We start from the raw sequence: 23,670 nt of genomic DNA, 5'->3' as shown, positions 1-23,670 counted from the left end.
ATTTGAGGGTGATGACTTAAAGCGGGATAAGTTTTAGGGGTGAATGAGATGACCGGAATGGTAACGGAAAGAAGGTCTGTGCATTTTATTGCTGAGGCATTAACAGAAAACTGCAGAGAAATATTTGAACGGCGCAGGCATGTTTTGGTGGGGATCAGCCCATTTAACAGCAGGTTTTCAGAGGATTATATTTACAGATTAATTGGATGGGCGAAAGCTCAATTTAAAAGCGTTTCAGTTTTACTTGCAGGGCATGAGGCGGCTAATCTTCTAGAAGCGCTTGGAACTCCGAGAGGAAAGGCTGAACGAAAAGTAAGGAAAGAGGTATCACGAAACAGGAGATTTGCAGAAAGAGCCCTTGTGGCTCATGGCGGGGATCCGAAGGCGATTCATACATTTTCTGATTTTATAGATAACAAAGCCTACCAGCTGTTGAGACAAGAAGTTGAACATGCATTTTTTGAGCAGCCTCATTTTCGACATGCTTGTTTGGACATGTCTCGTGAAGCGATAATCGGGCGTGCGCGGGGCGTCAGTTTGATGATGGAAGAAGTCAGTGAGGATATGCTGAATTTGGCTGTGGAATATGTCATAGCTGAGCTGCCGTTTTTTATCGGAGCTCCGGATATTTTAGAGGTGGAAGAGACACTCCTTGCTTATCATCGTCCGTGGAAGCTGGGTGAGAAGATCAGTAACCATGAATTTTCTATTTGTATGCGGCCGAATCAAGGGTATCTCATTGTACAGGAAATGGCGCAGATGCTTTCTGAGAAACGGATCACATCTGAAGGATGATAGGGGGAGTAAAACATGAGCCAATCGATTAAATTGTTTAGTGTGCTTTCTGATCAATTTCAAAACAATCCATATGCTTATTTTTCACAACTGCGGGAGGAAGATCCGGTTCATTATGAAGAGTCGATAGACAGTTATTTTATCAGCCGCTATCATGATGTCCGCTATATCCTTCAGCATCCGGATATTTTCACGACGAAATCACTTGTTGAGCGTGCCGAACCAGTCATGCGAGGCCCTGTGCTGGCCCAAATGCATGGAAAAGAACACTCTGCCAAAAGAAGAATTGTAGTGAGAAGCTTCATCGGTGACGCACTGGATCATCTGTCTCCATTGATTAAACAAAATGCAGAAAACTTGTTAGCGCCTTATCTTGAAAGAGGGAAAATTGATCTCGTCAATGATTTTGGAAAGACGTTTGCGGTGTGCGTCACGATGGACATGCTCGGGCTGGATAAAAGAGACCATGAAAAAATCTCTGAGTGGCACAGCGGAGTTGCCGATTTTATCACGAGTATCTCTCAATCTCCTGAAGCGCGGGCACATTCGTTATGGTGCAGCGAACAGCTTTCCCAATACTTGATGCCGGTCATTAAAGAACGTCGCGTCAATCCGGGATCAGATTTAATTTCCATCCTATGTACTTCTGAATATGAAGGCATGGCGATGTCGGACAAGGATATACTCGCACTGATTCTTAATGTGCTGTTAGCCGCAACGGAACCGGCTGATAAGACGCTGGCACTGATGATCTACCATTTGCTCAACAATCCTGAGCAGATGAATGATGTTTTGGCTGACCGTTCGTTAGTTCCGAGAGCCATTGCGGAGACATTGCGTTATAAACCGCCGGTTCAGCTGATTCCGCGGCAGCTGTCCCAAGATACAGTGGTCGGCGGTATGGAAATCAAAAAAGATACGATTGTTTTTTGTATGATCGGTGCGGCTAACCGGGACCCTGAAGCATTTGAACAGCCTGACGTGTTTAATATTCATCGGGAAGATATTGGCATCAAGAGCGCTTTTAGCGGCGCCGCCCGGCATCTCGCTTTCGGATCCGGCATTCATAACTGTGTAGGAGCAGCTTTTGCCAAAAACGAAATCGAAATTGTAGCTAATATTGTGCTGGATAAGATGCGGAATATCAGATTAGAGGAAGATTTTTGTTATGCTGAGTCCGGTCTGTATACACGCGGGCCTGTTTCACTTCTCGTTGCGTTTGACGGGGCATAATAGAATTCCAAAGGTCTCTCCCATGCGGGTGAGACTCTTTTTACATATATTTGATCCACAAGTTGAAAAACGCAGTCACTGTTTTTAAATCATCAATTGAAAATTCATTGAAAAGCTGTTTATATTGCTCCTTTGCTTTCTCATGAAGCTGTTCATGTAATACCGCCAATTTTCTGCTGCTATCAGTTAGCGTATAAAAAATTTCTTTTTTGTTGCCAGGCTTTTTTGTCACTGTAATGATATTGTGTTTCAACAAAGCATGAACCGCTTTTGAAACAGCGGCTTTTGAGATGTGTAAACGGGATGCTAAGAAGCTGTTGTTCACATTTTGGCTGGTATGTATGCAGGAAACAATGTGAAGCTGGGTCAAAGTCCAGTCTTTTTTGAGGTGATCGTGATGTTGTGAGGATATGCCAATGGATGGTATCTGCACCTTTTGCCAGACGCGTTTATCCCTTTTTAATGCGAATTGTTGTATAGCTTGAAATAATTCATCATGAATGCTGTTGTCCATCAATTTGCCTCTCTGATTTAATTGTTAACTGGTTAACTATCCTTAGTTTACTGGGTAATAGTGGAATTTTCAAGAGACAGACGTTTTTTTGTTCTTTATGCACAAAAATGAACTCATAAGCTTCCCTGTTCAGACGCAAAATACATGAAAAGGGAGGTGCTTTGATGAGGAAATACACGGTTATTGCTTCTATATTATTGTCTTTTCTTTCCGTTTTGTCTGGCGGCCATCATGAATCGAAAGCTTTTCCTGTTGTTCAGCAGGAACCATTTCAGACGCCTCATTACATACCCTTGCTTGAAAATCCTCCTCAAATTGATGTGAAAGCTGAAATGAGAAGCAATCTAATGATTGAGGCTCAAGTTCGCGATAATTCGTATCAAGCATTTTCCGCCTTTCTTTTTTATAAACAAAGTAATGAGCTGGGCTACAAAATGGTGCCGATGGACCCGACCCCCGGAGCGGTCCGCAAGTTTTTGGCACAAATTCCGAAACGTTTGATTTGGAACAGCGAGCTTGAGTATTACATTGTGATGTCGAATGGGAAGCAGCGGGTTGAGTCGGAGACGAAGAAACTGAAGCTTGAAGGATACCAGGCTGACCTTGCCCATATTCCGGAGCTTCTGATCACAGAGCTGGCGGTTGATACGAAGAATATAGGACGCGCAGACGGTTATGAATTTATTGAGATTTTTAATACGACTGACAGAACGATTGATTTTAAAGACTACCATATCCGTTACCGCTACCCAAAAGAAGGGCCTGACTCCGATCTGATTTGGAGACCTGATGAAAGGATCTTGATACCATCCGGCGAAACGTTTGTCGTCTGGCTGAAGCCTGCCGGGCATCCAGAATTGACGGCGGAGGATTTCAATCGATATTACCAGACACAATTAACGGAAGGAAAAAATCTCGCGGTGATAGACGAGACAGAGGGTATGGCCAATACGAGGCCGCGGGCCGTTGTGATATCAACGAATACAGGAAAGGACATTTCGGTTGCGCATTATCGGAAACATGCGCTGCGCCGGCTGTCATCAGTGCTTTATAAGTATCCGTTGAACGGAACCGCAGAACTTCTGAACATTTCAATCGGAGAAAAGAATCCGTCTCCCGGAACCGTATTACAGGCACAGGTGCCCGAGCAGAAACGGAAAATCAAGCTCGATAAAGAAAAGCCGGTCATTGAGGATTTGACTGACCGCAAGCCTGTCCGCCCTGCTGAAAGCATTGAGCTGCGGGCTGACATACGGGACCGAAGCCTAGTGAAAACAGCGGCCTTTTACTACCGGACGGATGAGAACAAACCGTTTAAGCGAATTCTTGCTGAAAAAGACCGTAACGATAATCTCTTCCATTATATTGTGTATTCGCCTGAATTGATCGGGAAGGATCAGCTAGAGTATTATGTGGCGGCCGGGGACGGGATCAATGAAGCGAGAACGCCGGTCAAAATGATTGATATTAAACAAACAAGCAAGGCGCACGGTCTGCGGATGAATATTGAAAACAGAGACACGCTGTCGGGAACTCAATTTCTCAAAGCCACGACAGAAGGGCGAGCTGACAGCATTAAGCTGTGGATTGACGGGAAAAAACAAGTGACAGAGCCCGCGATGGAAAAAGAAGTATATTTTGCATTCGATACGAGGAAAACGAACCTTTATTTTAAAAACGCGGTAACGATGGAAGGCAAAGTGCTGAAGGTGTTCGATGATACAACAAATAAATACCGCACCTATTCTGTTCCATTGCCAGAGACACTGCTTCGGAAAGGGAAGCAGCTGCAGCGTATTACGATACGATCGGGTTCGAAGGTGTCCCCGTTTGATACGGCTGAAAACCGTGATGACTTCTTAGTCAAAAACGCCCGATTGGTGTTATCGGATGGAACGGTGATCAGGGATCAGAGGGTGTCCCCTGAGAAGGAACTCTTTATTGGCGATAATCAGCGCTCAAATAAAAGCTGGCAATTTCAGTTCAATCTGCCTGACGGACTATTTACATCACAGCTGCTGGAGTGGGATACATCAAAGCTTTCTGAAGGCGCTCACCATATTCAAGCAAGCGACGGGAAGGAAAATGTCAGCCTGGTTGTACGGGTAGATAATTCAGGACCTCACATTGAGCCGAATATCACCGAGGGGCAAACGTATAAAGGAAACCTTATCCTGCAGGCGGATATGTATGATAAATGGAGCAGAATTGAGGAAGCGGAGGCGTCGTTAGATGGAGAAAGCATTACACTCCCATATCATACGTCATCTTCTGACCTTTTGCCGGGAAAACATTCTCTAAAAGTGACAGCAACGGATCTCGCGGGCAATAAAACAGTGATTGAGAGGATATTTAAAACCGAACGAGAGCATCCGGACCAGCCGGAGGTTATAGACAGCGAAGCCGACACGCATAAGGCCAAGCTTTCTGTACGGGTGAAAGATCCGACGAATGATGCCATGGATGTTGGTTTTTATAGGGGATTTCAATATACAGCGCGCAATCATGTGAAAATATTTAAACACGCGTCACTGACTGAACCGCCGAAAAGCTTTGTGCCGGAAAGGGAGACCCCATTTACGAATAAAGAATTGGAGCGGGTATCAGCTGCTGATGGAAAAACAGTATCGACAGAAAACAAAGAGCTTTTCCCTTATCATCGCTTTGAAGTGACGGTTGATCCATCAATTGATGAGAATGATCTGGCAGAAGCAGTCTGGAAGGGCAGTTCTTTGCCGGGGAGAAAGGTGACGATGTATGCTTGGAATTATCGGACAAACGAATGGCAGCCTGTTGACAGCTTCGTAGCGAAGGATGACAAACCGTTTACGCTGAAAGCGTCTGTGATTGCCGCCGATTTTGTACGGGAGTCGAAAATGAATGTGATTGTACAGGATGAAATTCCTCCTGCGAAGGATATGTACACATTTGTCTGGATGTCTGATACACAGTATTACGCCGAAAGCTATCCGCATATTTTTGATAAACAGACCGAATGGATAAAAGATAATCAAAAGCAGCTCAATATCAAATATGTGTTCCACACGGGTGATATTGTAGATGATTCCGCCGATATCAGACAGTGGAAAAACGCTGATCGGTCAATGTCCGTTCTGGATAAGAGCGGAATTCCTTACGGCGTGCTGGCCGGCAATCACGATGTCGGACATAAGGACGGCTCCTACAGGGCGTTTGGCAAATATTTTGGCAGCGATCGTTTTGATAAAAAATTGCATTATGGCGGTTCCTATAAAAACAACCGCGGACATTATGACCTGATTTCTAGCAACGGCAATGATTATATCATGCTGTACATGGGATGGGGCATTACGGATGAAGACATCGCGTGGATGAATCAGGTGCTGAAGAAACACCCTGACCGGATGGCCATTTTAGCTTTTCATGAGTATTTGCTGGTCAGCGGAAACAGAAGCCCGATCGGAGAGAAAATATTCAAAGAAATCGTAAAGCCGAACCCGAATGTCGTGATGGTATTGAGCGGGCATTATCATAGTGCGATGAGAAAAACAGATGAGCTGGATGATGATGGTGATGGGAAGCCGGATCGTCTTGTGCATCAAATGCTGGCCGATTATCAGGGCGGGCCAGAAGGCGGTCAAGGGTATTTGCGTTTGCTTCAATTTGACCAGGCCAATGACATGGTGCACGTATCGACGTATTCTCCGTATGTAAAGGATAAGAATTACTATGATACGGATACCTATGGCAACAAGGATGAATTTTCCCTTTCGCTTGATTTGAAGCCAAGAATCAAAAAGGTGGAAACCGATTATTTTGAATGTAACGTATATACCAATGAAGAGCTCGGAAAACGGGAGCAAGTGAAGAGCGGGGATACAGCTGAATTCCGCTGGGATCATCTTGAACCGCAGTCTGTTTATTATTGGTACATTATAGTGGAAGACAGTTTTAACGGCAAAACGAAATCACCGATCTGGAAGTTCAAGACGAAAAAAGAAACATATCGTCCGGCACCAGACCAGTTTGATTTTCGCCATGTCTCCAATCCTTAAAAAGGGTTGGAGGCTTTTTTTATGAAAGACGATCCATATAGTGGACAAATGTATAACGGTCGCCTCTGTATACGGATTTTGCATGCTCAAAAGCAGTTCCGTTCTGCAGATATGTTGTTCGTTTAATTAATAGGACTGGCGCTCCCTTTTGAATACCAAGAATGTTCGCTTCTTCCGTGGTGGCAGCGCTTGGCTCAAGCTCCTGTTTTGCACGGGAAATCGGTATGCTGTTGTACCTTTCAATATGATCATAGATCGACGACTGAAAATGCGATTCGTTCAATTCACCCGCAAGCTCAAACGGAATATGTGAGGACTCAATCGCCATCGGAATATCATTTGCCAGCCGCACCCGAGTGATTTTATGGATAGAGTAGGGGTGCCCGCAGCCTAATATAGCCGCGAGCTCCTCAGTCGAATCAATAAGCTGATAATCAATGAGCCTGCTGCCCGGTGTCATCCCGCGGCTTTTCATATCCTCGGTAAAGCTTGTCAGCCCTTGAAGTGCTTGTTCCATTTTTGGCTTGCTGACAAAGGTGCCCCGCCCCTTCAGGCGATAGAGCAAGCCTTCATTAACTAAATTAGAAAGCGCCTGGCGAACTGTCATCCGGCTGATCCCGAATTGTTCGGCATATTCGCGCTCAGAAGGAAGAGGCATATCCGGCTGCAGCTCTCCGCTCTTAATTTGGTTTTTTAATTGCTCCATAATCTGGTAATAAATCGGAATAGGCGATTGTTTATTGATATTCATAAGTCAGCATGTTCCTTTCAAGGTCTTAATGACGCGGCTTCACGATCAATCAAAACCGTAACATCGGAATGCAGGTGCAAAGCAGATGCGGGAAAATCTTCGCTTATGTTTCCTTCTAACAGCTTACGAACAGCTTCCGCTTTGCTTTTTCCAGAAATGAGCAGCAGAATACGCTTGCTTGAGAGTATCGTTTGAATTCCCATTGTGAGTGCTTTTTTCGGCACGCTGTCTATGGAAGGAAAATATCTGGCATTCGCCTGGCGGGTTTGCTCATTTAATGTCACAACATGAGTTCGCGACTTGAAAGACGTTCCCGGTTCGTTAAAGCCGATGTGTCCGTTTCGGCCGATGCCGAGAAGCTGAATGTCAGTGCCGCCGAGGGAATCGACTAGCTGTTCATACCGTCTGCATTCGGCCTCCAAATCGTCTGCATTTCCATTCGGAATAAAATGCCGGCTAGGCTTGCTGTCGATATGCTGAAAAAAACGGTCGTTCATATAGAAGTGATAGCTGTTCGGGTCGTCGCTTGAAAGTCTGGCGTACTCATCCAAATTAACTGTAGTGACGTTTTGAAATGAGAGATTCTCAGTTTGGTGCAGGCGGATCAGCTCGCGATACGTGCCTTCCGGTGTGCCGCCTGTCGCTAACCCGAGAACGGCATCAGGTTTTTCCTTGATTGTATCTGCCGTTATTCTGGCTGCTTTTTGGCTTAGCTCTTCATACGTTTGACATTCCATTACTTTCATATCTGGTCAGCCTCCTTGGATATAAATGCAATGTTTCCGCGGCAAATGGTGAGAATCACCTCGCAATCACTGTTGACAATCACCAAATCTGCATCTTTTCCCACAGTTACACTGCCTTTTCGGTCAAAGATGCCCAGCTGTTTGGCCGCGTTTGCAGAAGTTATATTAGCTATATCCGTCCAAGAGCAATTTGTAAACTCACGCATATGCCGTGCGCCTTCGTTCATTTTGAGGATCGAACCGGCAAGGGTTCCGTCTGAAAGAAGAGCTGTTCGTCCTCTTACCGTCACACTTTGGCCGCCGAACTCATAAACGCCGTCTTTCAGGCCTTTTGCCCTCATGGAATCGGTAATTAAAATGAGCTTGCTGCTGCCTTTCGCCAAAAAAGCAAGCTTAGCCGCTAAAGGATGGGAGTGGATGCCATCGGCTATTAGCTCTGTCACAAACCCATCATGGGCCAGCGCCGTTCCGATCACTCCGGGCTCTCGGTGATGAAACGGGCTCATCGCGTTGTACAGATGGGTCATATGGCTCGCCCCTGCTTTTGCGGCATCCGACAGCAATTCGGAATCGGCATCCGTGTGCCCCATGGACGCGATAATCGATTCGTCTTTCAAATGGCGGATCAGTTCAAAATGCTGATCCTCCTCCGGCGCAAGTGTAACAATTTTGATCAGTCCGCCCGCCTCCTGCTGCCACTTTCTGAAAAGCACAACATCCGAAGGCCTAATCCACTCCTTTGGCTGCGCTCCGGCTCTTTTAGGCGAAACAAAGGGGCCCTCTAAATGAATGCCGAGCAGTTCTGCACCTAATAAAGAGGACTCTTCAGCCGCTTTCCACTCTCTTGCGTTCACCAAAGCTTGAGAAATGTTCCCATGCTCTTGGGTAATCGTTGTGGCTAAAAAGCTCGTCGTGCCTTCTTCGGGAAGTCTTGACGACATGATGTCGAGCGCAGAAAAGCTTGCATCCATCGTATCTGCGCCATAGCCGCCGTGGATATGAATGTCAATCATGCCGGGAAGCAAAACGGAATTCGCAGGTGCTTGAATCTCTTTTGAATATGACTCCTTGGGCAGTTCTGTTGAGACTGTGCTGATTTTTCCGTCATTGATTCCGACATAGCCGTTTTTGATTACTTCATTTTCTGTCACGATCGCAATGTCTTTGATAAGAAGACTCTCTGCCATAGATGATCCGCCTTTCTGGAATTTGAATACCTTTATTTTACTCTTTTTCAGACTAGTGATCTAGACCAGCTGAGGTGTTTTCCCGCCTTTTATAAAATCTGTTTTAGGTTCAAGCCTGAAAGTGATAAAATGAAAGTATTGTGAGCAAGCTCGGGGCAGCCCGGAACAGGAGGAACATATCGTGGCAAAGGTTCGCACAAAAGACGTAATGGAACAGTTCAATTTGGAATTAATCAGCGGAGAAGAAGGAATTAACCGCCCGATTACAATGAGTGACCTATCAAGACCAGGCATTGAAATTGCCGGATATTTTACATATTACCCGAGAGAGCGCGTGCAGCTTCTCGGAAAAACAGAGCTTTCTTTCTTTGAACAGCTTCCTGAAGAGGAGAAAAAACAGCGAATGGATTCTCTGTGCACTGATGTAACACCAGCTATTATTCTTTCTAGAGATATGCCCATCCCGCAGGAGCTGATTGACGCCTCCGAGAAAAATGGGGTGCCTGTCCTCAGATCGCCGCTGAAAACGACAAGACTGTCAAGCCGTTTAACCAACTTCCTTGAGAGCAGGCTGGCGCCTACCACAGCAATTCATGGCGTTCTTGTCGATATATATGGTGTCGGCGTGCTGATCACAGGAAAGAGCGGCGTCGGAAAAAGCGAAACAGCGCTGGAGCTTGTGAAAAGAGGGCATCGCCTTGTTGCCGATGATTGCGTTGAAATACGGCAGGAGGATCAGGATACTCTTGTGGGAAACGCTCCGGAATTAATTGAGCACCTTCTTGAGATCAGGGGCCTTGGCATTATCAATGTGATGACGCTATTTGGCGCTGGCGCGGTCAGAAGCAATAAACGAATCACGATTGTCATGAATCTTGAACTCTGGGAGCAGGGCAAGCAATACGACCGGCTCGGACTTGAGGAAGAGACCATGAAAATCATTGATACAGAAATTACAAAACTGACGATTCCCGTCCGCCCAGGCCGAAATCTTGCAGTCATTATCGAAGTGGCAGCAATGAACTTCAGATTGAAGCGGATGGGGCTGAATGCCGCTGAACAATTTACCAACAAGCTGGCGGACGTCATTGAAGACGGTGAACAAGAAGAATAGGAGTTGGCGTTAAATGAATGAAGCGATAGAACCACTCAATCCGATAGCATTTCAGCTGGGGCCGTTAGCTGTCCATTGGTACGGAATCATTATCGGTCTCGGTGCTTTGCTCGGGCTGTGGATTGCGATGAGGGAAAGTGAAAAACGGGGGCTGCAGAAAGATACGTTTATTGATCTTGTCCTGTTTGCCATTCCAATTGCGATTATTTGCGCACGAATTTATTACGTTGCCTTTGAATGGGACTATTATGCGGTACATCCGGGAGAAATCATTAAGATTTGGAAGGGCGGCATTGCCATTCATGGCGGATTAATCGGCGCCATTTTAACGGGTTATGTGTTTTCGAGAGTGAAAAACCTTTCGTTCTGGAAGCTTGCGGATATTGCCGCGCCCAGCATTTTGCTCGGCCAGGCGATCGGGCGCTGGGGGAACTTCATGAATCAGGAAGCGCACGGCGAGGCTGTCAGCAGAGCCTTTTTAGAAAACCTGCACCTGCCTGAATTTATTATCAATCAAATGTATATCAATGGGCAATATTATCATCCTACTTTTTTATATGAATCACTATGGAGTTTTGTCGGCGTCATTGTTTTACTGCTGCTTCGCAGAGCGAATTTGCGTAGAGGCGAGATGTTCTTGATCTATATCATTTGGTATTCAATCGGAAGATACTTTATTGAAGGAATGCGGACTGACAGCTTAATGCTTACTGATTCACTTCGCATCGCTCAGGTGATTTCAATCGTATTGATTGTTTTGGCTGTGGCAGCCATCATCTTCAGACGCGTCAAGGGATATTCGAAGGAGCGGTACGCGGAGTAGACGTCAACAAAGGGGGATGAGGGATGAAGAAGATCCTTCTTGCCGGTCTTGCAGCAGGTTTTCAAACAACATGGACGCTGGGTAAAGTGATTTTCCCGGTAACGCTATTGGTCACTTTGATTCAGCATACCCCTGTCATGGATTGGCTTGTACGGCTGATCACACCGGTAATGGGTCTCTTCGGGCTTTCTGGTGAAGCGGCCATTCCGCTTGTACTGGGAAATATGCTGAATCTGTATGCGGGAATTGCCGGGATTTTAACATTGGATTTATCTGTGAAAGAAGTCTTTATTTTAGCTGTTATGCTTTCTTTCTGTCATAACTTGATTATCGAATCGACAGTTGCCGCAAAGGTTGGTATCAGAATTGGCGTCATATTGGCCGTGCGCATCGGTTTGGCCGCTGTGTCAGCCATCGTCATCAACCTCATTTGGCATGGCGGAAAGGAAACGGCGCAGTACGGTTTTATCGCTGCGAAGAGCGCGGCGCCAGACAGCTGGCTGGCAATGCTGACAGAAGCCTTAACGAAAGCCGGACTTGGTGTTTTGCAGCTGGCGGCAATTGTCATACCTCTGATGATCATCATCCAGTTTTTAAGAGATTTAGGCTGGCTGCATCGGTTCTCCAGGTGGCTGTCTCCGTTTACGCAGCTGCTTGGCATGAATAAAAATACGTCTATGACAATGGTGGCGGGACTGACGATTGGTCTGGCCTACGGAGCGGGTGTCATGATCAAAGCTGTCGAGGATGACGGCGTGAGCAAGCGGGACATGACATTGGCATTTATATTTCTCGTTGCCTGCCACGCGGTCGTGGAAGATACACTTGTCTTTATTCCGCTTGGCATACCGGTCTGGCCGCTTCTTTTGATTCGTGTCACCACAGCAGTTCTGCTGACAATGGCTATTGCGCACACGTGGAAAAAATGGAAACCCTCAGCGGTTGGAAAGGAAGCAATATGAGTGACAAACAAGTAACGACGATTCTGTTTGATTTAGACGGAACGCTTATTAATACGAATGAATTAATTATCGCGTCCTTTTTGCATACCCTGGAGCATTATTATCCGAGCAAGTATAAACGAGAAGATGTCCTTGCATTTATCGGGCCGTCTCTTTTTGAAACGTTCTCTTCGATGGACCCTGATAAATGCGAGGATATGATCGCTATGTACAGAGCGTACAATCATGACATGCATGATTCTCTCGTGACTGAATATGAAACGGTATATGAGACCCTGGATGCATTAAAAAAAGCCGGCTTTACATTAGGGATTGTGACAACAAAATTAAGAGATACTGTCAATATGGGCCTCAAGCTCACGGGAATCGGCGAATTCTTTGAAACGGTTGTTACCCTTGATGATGTGACAAATGCAAAGCCTGATCCCGAGCCTGTGCTTTTAGCGCTGAAACAGTTAGGAAGCAAGCCCGAGGAAGCCATTATGGTCGGTGATAATTACCACGATGTGCTAGCTGGGAAAAACGCCGGCACAAAAACGGCAGGAGTCGCATGGACGATTAAAGGGCCGGAAACGCTGGCGAAGCATGAGCCGGATTTTATGCTTGAGAAAATGAGTGATCTATTACAAATCGTTGGAGTGAAGTAATCTGTGAGAAAAACAGATCGTCATCCGGTCTCGGGGGCCAACTCACTGTGGCATGTCTATCAAACGGTACCTTTTTTAAAGGTCGTCAAAAATTTCATTGTCATTCAAATTGCGAGATATACGCCGTTTATAGGGATGAAAAACTGGCTGTACCGCACATTTCTGCGGATGAAGGTTGGAAAACAGACATCCTTTGCCCTCATGGTGATGCCAGATATCATGTTTCCGGAAAAGATCTCAGTCGGAACAAATACAATCATCGGGTACAATACGACCATTCTGGCCCATGAGTATTTGATTCACGAATACCGGATCGGCAAAGTTCTGATCGGGGACGAAGTGATGATTGGTGCCAACACGACCATTCTGCCCGGGGTGAAAATAGGAGATGGCGCAGTTGTGTCCGCCGGAACGCTTGTCCATAAGGATGTGCCTGACGGGGCATTTGTCGGCGGAAATCCGATGAGGATCATCTATACGAAGGAAGAAATGCAAGAAAGATTGAAAAAGTCCGCTGAATAACATCAGCGGACTTTTTTTGTTAAAATTGAGTGTTGTTGTTTTCGTAAATATGCTGAACACCAATCCATTTTTGACCGACATTAGAGTAGCGTGTATTTGTCATTCTGACCGTGCTTGTTTTGCTGTCCGTCCGGAATATCGCTTCCTTCATGTTTGTGATGGTGCACTTGTCGATGATCACATCAACGTGGAAGGTTGAACCGCCAAGCTGTCTAATGAACTTCCCGCCATTGTCCGCCGTGAAATTTTTCACTGTGAAGGTACTGGCTTTATTGATTTGGAATATCTTATCTGACGCTTTTTGAGCAGAACCGCCGTCGATCGTCACTTTTCCTTCCTTCTTCACCGTTAACGCATCCTCACCAACATCTTCCCATTTCACATTCTGAATGTTAACGTTTCCATAAGTGTGCACGCCATCAGCTGCAGGTGCACCAAGCACCACGTTTTTCAGGGTTGCTCCATCCTCCACACGAAAAACAGGGTCTTGGTTTTCTGACTGGCTTCCGTCGCCTAATTCTTTCCCTGCCACAAACCGCTGTCCTTTCCCGTCATATGTTGTATTTTTTGGTACGATAATTGTTTCGTGCACCACTTTGTCAGCTGCAAAAACGGTTGATGGCTGAAACTGGCTGAAACCCATAACCAAACCGAACATAAATAGGATAGACACGATTTTTTTCAATGATAAATCCTCCCCGGATATCTTTCATTTTTTGCAAGAGAAGCGTCAGCGACTTGCACCGGCTTCTCTCGCATAGATCGGGGCAAGGCTGAATCTGCTTTAATCATAAAAACAGACAGCCTGAAAGTAAAGATAATTTTGGGTGAAAAATGGAAAATGAATCGATCTTACCGATTGATACAAAAAGCATGAATATTGTCGTATTTGCTCAGGATAGAGCATAGTGAGGCTTCAGGTGTTTACTTTTGAATAACCACGGCCTGGCTGCCCATTTGTTTCCACGCTTTTTCAAAGCTTGTTCTATCGGTTTTTCTGTTTTTATAGCCATACGGATCATTGAGATACACATATTTATCATCATATCCCGTAACGGCGACGCTGTGTTCGCTGTACGTAATCTCTATCGTTCCGTTTGGCGTTTTCCATGTCTGCATGTTGTCAACTGGCGTAAAGTTGGCTGTCGTAATAACCCAAACTGGATTGCCTTTTTCAAGCTGTTCATAAACAGCAGAAATGCTTTTTCCAGTCAGGTCAAACACTTTGTCTCCCGCATAGGTTTTCGCCAGCTGATAGATCGGTCGATGGTAGACACCGAGACCAGGGCCATTCGCCATATCCCCGACAAATCCGTCATTCGGATCACCCTTTAATCCGCTGCTGTATGTCAAAGGCACTGTGGCAACCTGATTTGCCAGGGTGTTTTTTGTCACGTCGTATCCCGCGTAATTCAGCACCATTGCAAGGCTTGTTACTTCACAGCCGTTATAGAGCCGGGGTGCGTCCATTTGATTGTAAAGGATGACATCCAGCGGTTTTGCGCTTCCCTTCAGCTCCTTTTTGCTATTCGCAGCTGAGTCTGTATCGCTATCAGAAACCACTTTTTTAAGGCTGTTCAAAAAAGGAATATCTATATCTTTTGCATCTATTTTAAGTCCGAAAAAAATAACGCCTGAAAGAATCATCAGGACACATAGAGTTCGCAGTGTTTTCATCTTTATCTCCTTGTTCTCTATTTGATTTGTATTATAGCATGCCAAACATAAAGAATTTGAGATATTACGTACCTTTAATACATTATTCATGATTTTTTCATAATGAGGAGAAGGATATTTGAACTAAAAATATCCTTACTGAAGTTAAGCGTTGATTTTCATTCTTTCATCTGCTAACATATTATCATATTAGCGAACTAAAGGATTCGGAATTTTCCTTCATAAGATAACAGCGGAGGTGCTCGGGTTGATGTTTATGTTTGAAAAACCGCACGGCATGAGAGATACACTGCCCGGTTTATACGAAACGAAAAAAAAGGTGAGACGATCGTTAACCGATTTGATTGATAAATGGGGATACCAATTTATGGAAACGCCGACACTGGAGTTTTACGATACGGTTGGCGTCCAGTCAGCAATTGAAGAGCAACAGCTGTTTAAGCTACTTGATCAGGACGGCAAGACATTGGTGCTTCGCCCGGATATGACGGGGCCGATTGCAAGGGTAGCGGCATCGAAGCTTCTGAAACACGGTCATCCGCTAAGAGTCGGCTATGCGGCAAATGTATTCAGGGCTCAGGAGCGTGAAGGCGGACGTCCGGCTGAGTTCGAGCAGGTCGGAGTGGAGTTAATCGGTGACGGCACGACGAGCGCGGATGCGGAGGTCATTGCTTTAGTCGTCGGGGCATTAAAAAACGCTGGGCTGGCATCCTTTAAAATTGCCATCGGCCATGCCGGCATTGCGGATGCTTTGTTTGTTGAGGTGCTCGGAAACGTTGAACGAGCTGATGTGCTGCGGAGGTTCTTATATGAAAAGAACTACGTCGGCTACAGAGAGCATGTCAAGTCTCTCCCGCTTTCCTCCATTGATAAAAGCAGACTGCTTGAGCTCCTCGAATTGCGGGGCGGCATAGAAGTATGCGGACGTGCCGAGGAAATCGTCGATTCTGCGCAAGGAAAAAGCGTGGTTGATGAGCTGAAGGCGCTGTGGGGCATTCTTGAGGATTACGGATGTACGGAAAATGTCCGCCTGGATCTGAATATGGTCAGCCACATGAGCTATTACACAGGGATTTTATTTGAAGTGTACGCCGAGAATGTCGGTTTTGTCATTGGAAGCGGCGGCCGTTACAACAAGCTGCTGGGCCATTTTGATTCACCTGCACCGGCAACAGGCTTCGGGCTTCGGATCGACCGGCTGATTGAAGCCCTTCATATGAAAGAAGAACCTTGTGATATAGACGCTGTTATTTTCAGCAAAGAGCAGCGGGCGCAAGCCATCGCTTATGCGAATGAAGAACGCATGAAAGGGAACAAAGTGGTTCTTCAAGATTTATCGGGAATAGAAAATATCGACCAGATGACAAAATCTTTTGCAAACGTCACTTATTTTATCGGTGCCAGAAAGGAAGAGCAAAATGGGTAAGTTACTCACAATGGCGATGCCAAAGGGCCGGATATTTGAAGAAGCGGCAGGGCTGCTGAGGCAGGCAGGCTACAGGCTCCCTGAGGAGTTTGAAGATTCGAGAAAACTGATCATCGATGTGCCGGAGGAAAATCTTCGTTTCATATTAGCGAAGCCGATGGACGTAACTACGTATGTGGAGCATGGCGTGGCAGACGTCGGAATTGCGGGCAAGGATGTCATGCTGGAGGAGGAATGCGATGTGTATGAGGTACTGGATTTAAAAATCAGCAAATGCCACTTAGCTGTCGCCGGATTTCCGAATACAGACTGGAGCGGAGTGGCGCCAAGAATCGCGACAAAGTATCCGAATGTGGCTTCCAGTTATTTCAGAGAGCAGGGAGAACAAGTCGAGATCATTAAGCTCAACGGTTCAATTGAACTGGCTCCGCTCATTGGGCTTGCAGATCGGATAGTGGACATTGTTTCCACAGGACAGACGCTGAAAGAAAATGGGCTTGTTGAAACGGAGCACATTTGTGACATTACCTCTCGCTTTATTGTCAACCCGGTAAGCTATCGCATGAAAGACGATGTGATTGACGAAATGGCATCCCGCCTATCTCTCGTTGTGGAAGGAGAGACGGCAAAATGAAGATCAAAACCATCAGCGGAGCGGAACGGCTTTCTCTCAAGCGTTCCATCGATGCCGGAACGGAAGAGCAAAGAAAGACGGTCCGGTCCATTATTGAAGATGTTAAAGCAAACGGTGATCAGGCGGTTCGCAGCTACACGGCGAAATTTGACGGCATCGAAATAGACAGTCCGCTGGTCACAAAAGAAGAATTTGAGGAGGCATACACCTCACTGGATTCACGTCTTCTTCAGGTGATTAGGCAGGCAATCGAAAATATTAGGGAATATCACGAAAGACAGCTGCAATCCTCCTGGTTTTATCACAGAAAGGACGGCACAATGCTGGGGCAGAAAGTGACGGCGCTGGATTCCGCCGGTGTATATGTGCCGGGGGGAACGGCCGCATATCCTTCATCTGTTTTGATGAATGTGATTCCGGCGCTCGTAGCGGGCGTTGAAAGAATCGTTCTCGTCACGCCTCCGGGAAAAGACGGTCTGCTGTCTCCTGGAGTTTTGGTTGCAGCAGCCGAGCTGGGCATAAAAGATATTTACAAAATGGGCGGCGCTCAGGCGATTGCGGCGTTAGCATACGGAACAGAAACCATTGAGCCGGTGGATAAAATCACGGGTCCGGGCAACATTTATGTCGCGCTTGCCAAACGAGAAGTGTTCGGCGATGTCGATATCGATATGATTGCCGGACCTAGTGAAATCGTCGTGCTGGCTGATGAAACAGCGATTCCGAGCGAAATTGCAGCCGATCTGCTGTCACAGGCGGAACACGATAAGCTCAGCTCATGTGTGTTTGTCACAGATTCCATGGCGCTGGCCGAGGCGGTTTCAGCCGAGGTGAGTAAGCAGCTGAAAACCTTGCCGCGAAGAGAAATAGCGGAAGCTTCAGTGAGAGATTACGGTTGTATATATGTGGCGGAAACAATGGTGGAAGCGATTAATACTGTCAATACACTCGCGCCAGAGCATTTAGAAATCATAACACAGTCTCCGGAAGCTTTGCTTGGCAGTATCAAACATGCGGGTGCAATTTTCTTAGGCAGATACAGCCCTGAGCCTGTCGGTGATTATTTTGCCGGACCGAACCATGTGCTTCCGACAAACGGAACAGCCAGATTTTCAAGTCCATTAAACGTAACTGATTTTCAAAAGAAATCGAGCATTATTTCTTACAGTCAATCAGCCTTTGAAGAACATGCCGAAAGCATCGCGGCTTTTGCCAGACTGGAAGGGTTAGAAGCCCATGCCAGATCAATTGATGCGAGAGAACGGAGGATTTCTAAATGAGAAAAGCGGAACGCGTCAGGAAAACAAACGAAACAGATATTGAACTGGCATTTACAATAGACGGCGGGGGACAAGCGGATATCAAAACAGATGTGCCGTTTATGACACATATGTTGGATTTATTCACGAAACACGGCCAATTCGATCTTTCCATTAACGCAAAAGGCGATGTTGATATAGATGATCACCACACGACTGAAGATATCGGCATCTGCTTAGGGCAGGCGCTGCTCAAAGCGTTGGGCGATAAAAAAGGAATCAAACGCTACGGATCGGCGTTTGTGCCGATGGATGAGGCACTTGCTCAAGTTGTGATTGATTTAAGCAACCGGCCGCACTTAGAAATGCGCGCTGATTTCCCGGCTGCTAAAGTCGGAACTTTCGATACGGAGCTTGTACATGAATTTTTGTGGAAGCTGGCGCTCGAAGCCCGAATGAACCTGCACGTCATCGTTCATTATGGCACAAACACCCACCACATGATTGAAGCCGTTTTTAAAGCACTGGGACGTGCGCTTGATGAAGCGACAACGATCGATCCGCGAGTTAAAGGAATACCGTCAACGAAAGGGATGCTGTAAATGATCGGCGTGATAGATTACGGAATGGGGAATTTATACAGTGTCTCAAAGGCGCTTGAACGTGTCGGCGTGCCGCATTTTGTTTCTGAAAAGCCGGAGGAGCTGAAAGAAGCTGATGCCTTCATTTTGCCGGGAGTCGGTTCATTTGGAGACGCGATGGACAATTTGCGCTACACGAAGCTTGATCAATTGATTTACGATATGGTCTCAGAGGGAAGGCTGCTTCTCGGGATCTGCCTCGGCATGCAGCTTTTATTTGAAGAAAGCGAAGAAAACGGCACCGCTTCAGGACTCGGGCTGTTAAAAGGAAAAGCAGTCAGGCTGAAAGCAGAAGATGAAAAAGGAAACAAGCTGAAGGTTCCGCATATGGGCTGGAATCGTCTTTCCTTTCATAATGAATCTCCGCTGCTGACTAAAACAGAACAGGGCTACGCTTATTTCGTTCATTCCTATTACATTGACGGGATGGAGGAGAACGCGCTTCTGGCAAGCGCCGATTATGGTGTACGAGTGCCTGCTGTAGTCGGAAAAAGAAACGTCTTCGGCGCCCAATTTCATCCGGAAAAAAGCAGCACGGTCGGAATGTCTATTTTAACTCAATTTACGAAAATGGCAGCAGAACAGAAGGTGAAAAAATGAGTGCTTTTACATTATATCCGGCAATTGATATGAGAAACGGCAAATGTGTCCGCCTTGTTCAAGGGGATTATAATAAGGAAACGATATATGGCGATTCACCGTACGACATGGCTGCGTTATTTGCGAAAGAGGGTGCCGAATGGATCCATCTCGTTGATCTCGACGGGGCCAAAGAAGGGAAAAGAGTGAATGACCGCCATGTGATTGAGATTACGCAAAAGCTGAACCTGAAAGTCGAAATCGGTGGCGGGATCCGTTCCGAAAATGACGTCTATGAATATTTATCAGCAGGAGTCGATCGGGTGATCCTGGGAAGCTCAGCAGTTTCTAACCCTCCGTTTGTCAAAAAAATGCTGAAACAATATGGCGAGAAAATTGCAATCGGACTGGATGCGAGAAACGGTTTTGTTTCAACAGAGGGATGGCTTGAAACATCAACCCTTAAGGCAACTGAACTGGGCAAAGAGCTAGCCAATGAAGGTGCGGAAGTCTTTATTTTTACTGACATCGCGACAGACGGAATGCTGTCAGGCCCCAATGTTAAAAGCACGGTCGAGCTTGCTAAGGAAACGGGGAAATCGGTGATCGCTTCCGGCGGAGTCAGCTCCGTCGCGGATCTCGAAGCTCTCGCCCGCTATGAGGCGGACGGCGTCTCTGGAGCGATCATCGGAAAAGCGCTGTATACCAATCAGTTTACGCTGAGTGAGGCGCTTGAAAAGGTGAAGCGCAAATGATCACAAAACGGATTATTCCATGCCTTGATGTCAAAGAAGGACGCGTTGTCAAAGGAATTCAATTTCTCGAATTGAAGGATGCCGGTGACCCAGTTGAACTCGCCGAAGTGTACGACCGGGAAGGTGCGGATGAACTTGTTTTTCTTGATATCTCCGCCTCGCACGAAGGACGAAAGACGATGGTTGACGTTGTGGAGCAGGTTGCCGCGAAGCTTGCCATTCCGTTTACAGTCGGCGGCGGCATCAATCAGCTCAGCGATATGAAAACGATACTGCGTGCCGGAGCGGACAAAGTGTCGGTGAACACGGCAGCTGTTCTCCGCCCTGAGCTGATTGCAGAAGGAGCCGAGTTTTTCGGTTCTCAATGCATCGTTCTTGCCATTGATGCCAAGTATGACAAAGAATCTGACACATATAAGGTCTACACGCACGGCGGCAGAAAGAAAACAGATTGGGAGGTCACCGCGTGGGCAAAAGAGGGCGTCAAACGCGGGGCAGGAGAAATATTGCTGACAAGCATGGACTCCGACGGTGAGAAAAAAGGCTTCGACCACACGCTGACAAAGCTTGTTTCCGAAGCTGTCCCCGTCCCTGTTATCGCTTCGGGAGGCGCGGGAAACGCACAGCATATGCTTGAGGCTTTTACAAAAGGAGAAGCCGACGCCGCGCTGGCCGCCTCAATTTTTCATTATAAAGAAACATCGATTAAAGAAGTGAAATCATACTTGAAAGAATACGGGGTGAATGTGAGATGAAACAGGCAGATGAACTGCGTTTTAACGAGGACGGATTAATCCCTGCCATCGTGCAGGATGCGGCAAGCAAAGAAGTGCTGACACTTGCGTATATGAACAAGGAATCGTACGAAAAAACGCTGGAAACGAAGGAAACATGGTTTTACAGCCGCTCACGCCAAGCGTTATGGCATAAAGGAGAAACCTCAGGGAACACGCAAGCCGTCAAAGGTATCCGGTATGACTGCGACCAGGACGCATTGATCGTATTTGTAGAGCCGTCCGGCCCGGCATGCCACACTGGCAGCTACAGCTGTTTTACGAAGGAACAAACAGAAGAACAGGCCGCAGGCCGATTCGACATCGTGAACGAACTGGAGCGCGTGATCGCGGAACGCCAAGCGGAGATGCCTGAAGGAGCTTACACCACTTACCTTTTCCGTGAAGGCGTCGATAAGATTTTGAAAAAAGTAGGAGAAGAAGCATCCGAAGTCATCATCGCCGCGAAAAACCGGGATCATGAGGAACTCAAATGGGAAGCGGCAGACCTGCTGTATCACCTGCTTGTCCTGCTCAGAGAACAATCCCTGCCGCTGGATGATGTGCTTGACGTATTGAAAAAACGCCATTCTGAGAAATAAAAGGATTGGAGCTGCTCATATGTCAGCTCCTTTTTTATGTATTTGTTTCAGCTGAACCATTTGTCTTGTCCTAATAGAAGAAATAAAAAAACCAATCGAATTTCCTATTTAACAAAAATTTCCCATGATGTAACATGACTTAGAATGAAAATCTCAAATGGATATCAGGTCTTTAGGATTATTTTATACAAACCGGTCAGGATAGTGAGGAAAAGACATAGTATGAAAAAGCGGCTGCTAATTATTCGAAAAATGAGGAGAGAATGGTGAACGAAAAAATTGATGAACTGAACAAAAGAGTTGGACGTTTAGAACAAGAACTGGAAAGTGTCAAAAGGGAGATCGCAAATCTCGCTGCTGGCAAGAAAGAACAAACAGTAGTCAAAACGGATGAGCACCCAAAAATCAACAAGGAAACCGAAGTTCCACAAAAGACGCCGGCTCCGCGAAAAGAGAACCGTACTTTAGAAAACATGGCGGGAAATTGGCTTCCGAAGATCTTTATTTTTGTTTTTCTTCTTGGTATGATTTGGGCATTTGTGGCAGCTGCAGAAAAAGGCTGGATCAACGCATATATGAGGGTAGGGGCAGGACTTATTGTCTCTATTGTGCTATATGTTCTCGGTAGCAGGTCACATAAGAAAAATGCCAGTGTATTGGGCAGTTCATTATTGGCGGGCAGTAATATTGTCTATATTGTTTCTTTGTTTGCGGGTAACATGCTGTACCAGATTATACCGACGCCGCTTACAATGATCCTTCTTGCTGCAGGCGTTGCGGGCGGTGTGTACATATCAAGGAAATACCGATCACAAACACTGATTGCGATTATCGTCGCAGGTGTTTACTTGTATCCTTTTTTATTTGGCGGGAAACAAGGAAATGAATACATCTTTTATGTATATGAGTCATTGGTTTTCGCAGGCTTAATATATGAGACAGTTAAACAAAAGTACAGCGTAGCATGGAATATAGCAAACTATGCTTTCATATTAGCGATTTTTGCTTTCTTATCATTTACAGATGCGCAGGTGACGGGTTGGACACTTGCTGTATTTATCCTACAGCAGGCGATTACGATCCTATCAGCCTTACGATCGAACAGCCAATTTAAAAAAGCTTTCTATCTTACAGCTGTTACAATCGGAGCTTTTGTCGTTTTCATCACAGGGGTTGTCCTGTACATGAAAAACGATACAGCCTTATACGTCTTTTATACTGCTGCATTTGTGTTTTACCTGTTGTTAAGCTTATGGAAAAGTAAAGAACTTGCCGAAATCAAACATACGTTTTTATTCATTTCTATGATTTATTTTAATGTATTGGCAGCGGATGCATTAGCTGAAAATGTGATCTTGCTGTACATCATATTCACCTTACAAGGAATCATGATGTGTTACGTGTCATACCGCAAAAAAAGCTGGTTGATCGGCATTGCCGGAGTGATTGTATTATTACAGGCAGCCTGCGGCCTCATACAATACCCGGCACGTTCATTACACGTTCTCAGCATTGTCTCTTGGCTGCTGCTGATCAGCTCACTTTTTGGCGGCTATCTGTATTCGAAGAAAATACATTATAAACAAGTCACAACTGTTGTTTCGTCCGCTGTTTCATTGTTGCTGCTTGTATTCTTCAGCAAATTATCCATATGGATGTCGGATAGGATTGACGGCGTATCAGTAAACGTCGGAGTATCCCTGTCATGGTTTATATTTGTCATTGTGATGTATGCTGTTTATTACGCAACCAAAGACAAGACATGGAACCGAATTGGGCTGATCTTTTTATTCATTACACTTGCCAAAATAATTTTAATAGATTCTGCTTCGATTGATATTGTTTGGAGAGCGGTCTTATTCATCTTGTTAGGAGTCATTGGCCTGTTTATATCCAGAGTATTTTATTCGAAAAAAGAGTAACAATCATGTCTGGTCAAGACTGCCGATAGAACGCGGCGGTCTTTTTTCAGTATGATTCTATATTGTAATACGGA

23 protein-coding genes are annotated in these 23,670 nt (G+C 45.9%); 17 read left to right on the top strand and 6 right to left on the bottom strand.

The annotated features are described in order from the left end of the window. Nucleotides 1–48 precede the first annotated feature (48 nt). Nucleotides 49–795, top strand: a complete 747-nt coding sequence (gene pchC, locus MHI44_RS08335) for a cyclo(L-leucyl-L-leucyl) synthase (RefSeq protein ID WP_003242712.1) — start codon at nucleotides 49–51, stop codon at nucleotides 793–795. Nucleotides 796–810: 15 nt separating this feature from the next. After that, nucleotides 811–2,028, top strand: coding sequence for a cytochrome P450, cyclodipeptide synthase-associated (gene cypX, locus MHI44_RS08330; protein ID WP_212059090.1), 1,218 nt, complete (start codon nucleotides 811–813; stop codon nucleotides 2,026–2,028). A gap of 40 nt (nucleotides 2,029–2,068) precedes the next feature. Here cypX and MHI44_RS08325 read toward each other — a convergent pair whose 3' ends face one another. Then, nucleotides 2,069–2,542: a MarR family transcriptional regulator gene (locus MHI44_RS08325; RefSeq protein WP_339203314.1), complete on the bottom strand. Its 474-nt coding sequence runs from the start codon at nucleotides 2,540–2,542 to the stop codon at nucleotides 2,069–2,071. Between the two features lie 164 nt (nucleotides 2,543–2,706). On the opposite strand from MHI44_RS08325, the gene MHI44_RS08320 reads away from it, so the two are divergent. Beyond that, nucleotides 2,707–6,576 (top strand): metallophosphoesterase, encoded by a 3,870-nt coding sequence (locus MHI44_RS08320; RefSeq protein WP_339203313.1) that lies wholly within the window; start codon nucleotides 2,707–2,709, stop codon nucleotides 6,574–6,576. Nucleotides 6,577–6,595: 19 nt separating this feature from the next. Here the strand turns inward: MHI44_RS08320 and nagR are convergent, their stop codons facing one another. Genes nagR through nagA form a run of 3 tightly spaced genes read right to left on the bottom strand, consistent with a single transcriptional unit; the run spans nucleotide 6,596 to nucleotide 9,260 of the window. Then, the gene (gene nagR, locus MHI44_RS08315; protein WP_134154552.1) at nucleotides 6,596–7,327 is read right to left on the bottom strand and encodes an N-acetylglucosamine utilization transcriptional regulator NagR; all 732 of its coding nucleotides are present in this window, start codon (nucleotides 7,325–7,327) and stop codon (nucleotides 6,596–6,598) included. 17 nt (nucleotides 7,328–7,344) lie between these two features. Beyond that, nucleotides 7,345–8,073 carry a glucosamine-6-phosphate deaminase gene (nagB, locus tag MHI44_RS08310; RefSeq protein ID WP_153256542.1) on the bottom strand — a complete coding sequence of 243 codons (729 nt, stop codon included), beginning with the start codon at nucleotides 8,071–8,073 and terminating at the stop codon, nucleotides 7,345–7,347. Next, nucleotides 8,070–9,260, bottom strand: coding sequence for an N-acetylglucosamine-6-phosphate deacetylase (nagA, locus tag MHI44_RS08305; protein WP_069703637.1), 1,191 nt, complete (start codon nucleotides 9,258–9,260; stop codon nucleotides 8,070–8,072). Before nagA ends, nagB begins: the two co-directional genes overlap by 4 nt. A gap of 181 nt (nucleotides 9,261–9,441) precedes the next feature. Here nagA and hprK point away from each other — a divergent pair, with 181 nt between their 5' ends. The 5 genes from hprK to hprF are packed head-to-tail and all read left to right on the top strand — an operon-like array spanning nucleotide 9,442 to nucleotide 13,328. Next, complete coding sequence (gene hprK, locus MHI44_RS08300) at nucleotides 9,442–10,374, top strand: HPr(Ser) kinase/phosphatase (RefSeq protein WP_003228097.1); 933 nt, start codon at nucleotides 9,442–9,444, stop codon at nucleotides 10,372–10,374. A gap of 13 nt (nucleotides 10,375–10,387) precedes the next feature. Next, nucleotides 10,388–11,197 (top strand): prolipoprotein diacylglyceryl transferase, encoded by an 810-nt coding sequence (gene lgt, locus MHI44_RS08295; RefSeq protein WP_119899816.1) that lies wholly within the window; start codon nucleotides 10,388–10,390, stop codon nucleotides 11,195–11,197. A gap of 23 nt (nucleotides 11,198–11,220) precedes the next feature. Beyond that, nucleotides 11,221–12,159 (top strand): nucleoside recognition domain-containing protein, encoded by a 939-nt coding sequence (locus tag MHI44_RS08290; RefSeq protein ID WP_167408466.1) that lies wholly within the window; start codon nucleotides 11,221–11,223, stop codon nucleotides 12,157–12,159. Then, a complete protein-coding gene (ppaX, locus tag MHI44_RS08285) occupies nucleotides 12,156–12,806 on the top strand; it encodes a pyrophosphatase PpaX (protein WP_116315805.1) in 651 nt (216 codons plus the stop codon). The genes MHI44_RS08290 and ppaX overlap by 4 nt, the downstream gene beginning before the upstream one ends. 3 nt (nucleotides 12,807–12,809) lie before the next feature. Then, complete coding sequence (gene hprF / locus MHI44_RS08280; protein ID WP_003244270.1) at nucleotides 12,810–13,328, top strand: heptaprenylglyceryl phosphate O-acetyltransferase; 519 nt, start codon at nucleotides 12,810–12,812, stop codon at nucleotides 13,326–13,328. Between the two features lie 19 nt (nucleotides 13,329–13,347). On the opposite strand, the gene pelC is transcribed toward hprF, so the two are convergent. After that, a complete protein-coding gene (pelC, locus tag MHI44_RS08275) occupies nucleotides 13,348–14,013 on the bottom strand; it encodes a pectate/pectin lyase PelC (protein WP_003242578.1) in 666 nt (221 codons plus the stop codon). A 239-nt stretch (nucleotides 14,014–14,252) separates the two neighbouring features. Beyond that, nucleotides 14,253–15,005 (bottom strand): C39 family peptidase, encoded by a 753-nt coding sequence (locus tag MHI44_RS08270; RefSeq protein ID WP_015251136.1) that lies wholly within the window; start codon nucleotides 15,003–15,005, stop codon nucleotides 14,253–14,255. Between the two features lie 250 nt (nucleotides 15,006–15,255). Here MHI44_RS08270 and MHI44_RS08265 point away from each other — a divergent pair, with 250 nt between their 5' ends. The 9 genes from MHI44_RS08265 (at nucleotide 15,256) to MHI44_RS08225 (ending at nucleotide 23,596) form a co-directional block, all read left to right on the top strand. Next, entirely contained in the window at nucleotides 15,256–16,431 is a 1,176-nt protein-coding gene (locus tag MHI44_RS08265) for an ATP phosphoribosyltransferase regulatory subunit (RefSeq protein ID WP_015251137.1), read from the top strand. Continuing rightward, nucleotides 16,424–17,065, top strand: a complete 642-nt coding sequence (hisG, locus tag MHI44_RS08260; RefSeq protein ID WP_339203308.1) for an ATP phosphoribosyltransferase — start codon at nucleotides 16,424–16,426, stop codon at nucleotides 17,063–17,065. Before MHI44_RS08265 ends, hisG begins: the two co-directional genes overlap by 8 nt. Continuing rightward, a complete protein-coding gene (gene hisD / locus MHI44_RS08255) occupies nucleotides 17,062–18,345 on the top strand; it encodes a histidinol dehydrogenase (RefSeq protein WP_121572494.1) in 1,284 nt (427 codons plus the stop codon). Before hisG ends, hisD begins: the two co-directional genes overlap by 4 nt. Beyond that, nucleotides 18,342–18,926 carry an imidazoleglycerol-phosphate dehydratase HisB gene (gene hisB, locus MHI44_RS08250; protein WP_015714780.1) on the top strand — a complete coding sequence of 195 codons (585 nt, stop codon included), beginning with the start codon at nucleotides 18,342–18,344 and terminating at the stop codon, nucleotides 18,924–18,926. Before hisD ends, hisB begins: the two co-directional genes overlap by 4 nt. After that, nucleotides 18,927–19,565: an imidazole glycerol phosphate synthase subunit HisH gene (gene hisH / locus MHI44_RS08245; RefSeq protein WP_121572493.1), complete on the top strand. Its 639-nt coding sequence runs from the start codon at nucleotides 18,927–18,929 to the stop codon at nucleotides 19,563–19,565. Then, a complete protein-coding gene (hisA, locus tag MHI44_RS08240) occupies nucleotides 19,562–20,299 on the top strand; it encodes a 1-(5-phosphoribosyl)-5-[(5-phosphoribosylamino)methylideneamino]imidazole-4-carboxamide isomerase (protein ID WP_121572492.1) in 738 nt (245 codons plus the stop codon). The genes hisH and hisA overlap by 4 nt, the downstream gene beginning before the upstream one ends. Then, entirely contained in the window at nucleotides 20,296–21,054 is a 759-nt protein-coding gene (gene hisF / locus MHI44_RS08235) for an imidazole glycerol phosphate synthase subunit HisF (RefSeq protein ID WP_015384749.1), read from the top strand. The genes hisA and hisF overlap by 4 nt, the downstream gene beginning before the upstream one ends. After that, nucleotides 21,051–21,674 carry a bifunctional phosphoribosyl-AMP cyclohydrolase/phosphoribosyl-ATP diphosphatase HisIE gene (gene hisIE / locus MHI44_RS08230; RefSeq protein WP_339203304.1) on the top strand — a complete coding sequence of 208 codons (624 nt, stop codon included), beginning with the start codon at nucleotides 21,051–21,053 and terminating at the stop codon, nucleotides 21,672–21,674. Before hisF ends, hisIE begins: the two co-directional genes overlap by 4 nt. 263 nt (nucleotides 21,675–21,937) lie before the next feature. Further along, nucleotides 21,938–23,596 (top strand): DUF2339 domain-containing protein, encoded by a 1,659-nt coding sequence (locus MHI44_RS08225; RefSeq protein ID WP_181217470.1) that lies wholly within the window; start codon nucleotides 21,938–21,940, stop codon nucleotides 23,594–23,596. The last annotated feature ends 74 nt before the right edge of the window (nucleotides 23,597–23,670 follow it).

This window comes from Bacillus sp. FSL K6-1366 (assembly GCF_037976695.1).
Taxonomy (GTDB): domain Bacteria; phylum Bacillota; class Bacilli; order Bacillales; family Bacillaceae; genus Bacillus; species Bacillus subtilis.
The sequence above is the reverse complement of the archived record's forward strand: the minus strand, read 5'-3'. Positions and strand labels throughout refer to the sequence as shown.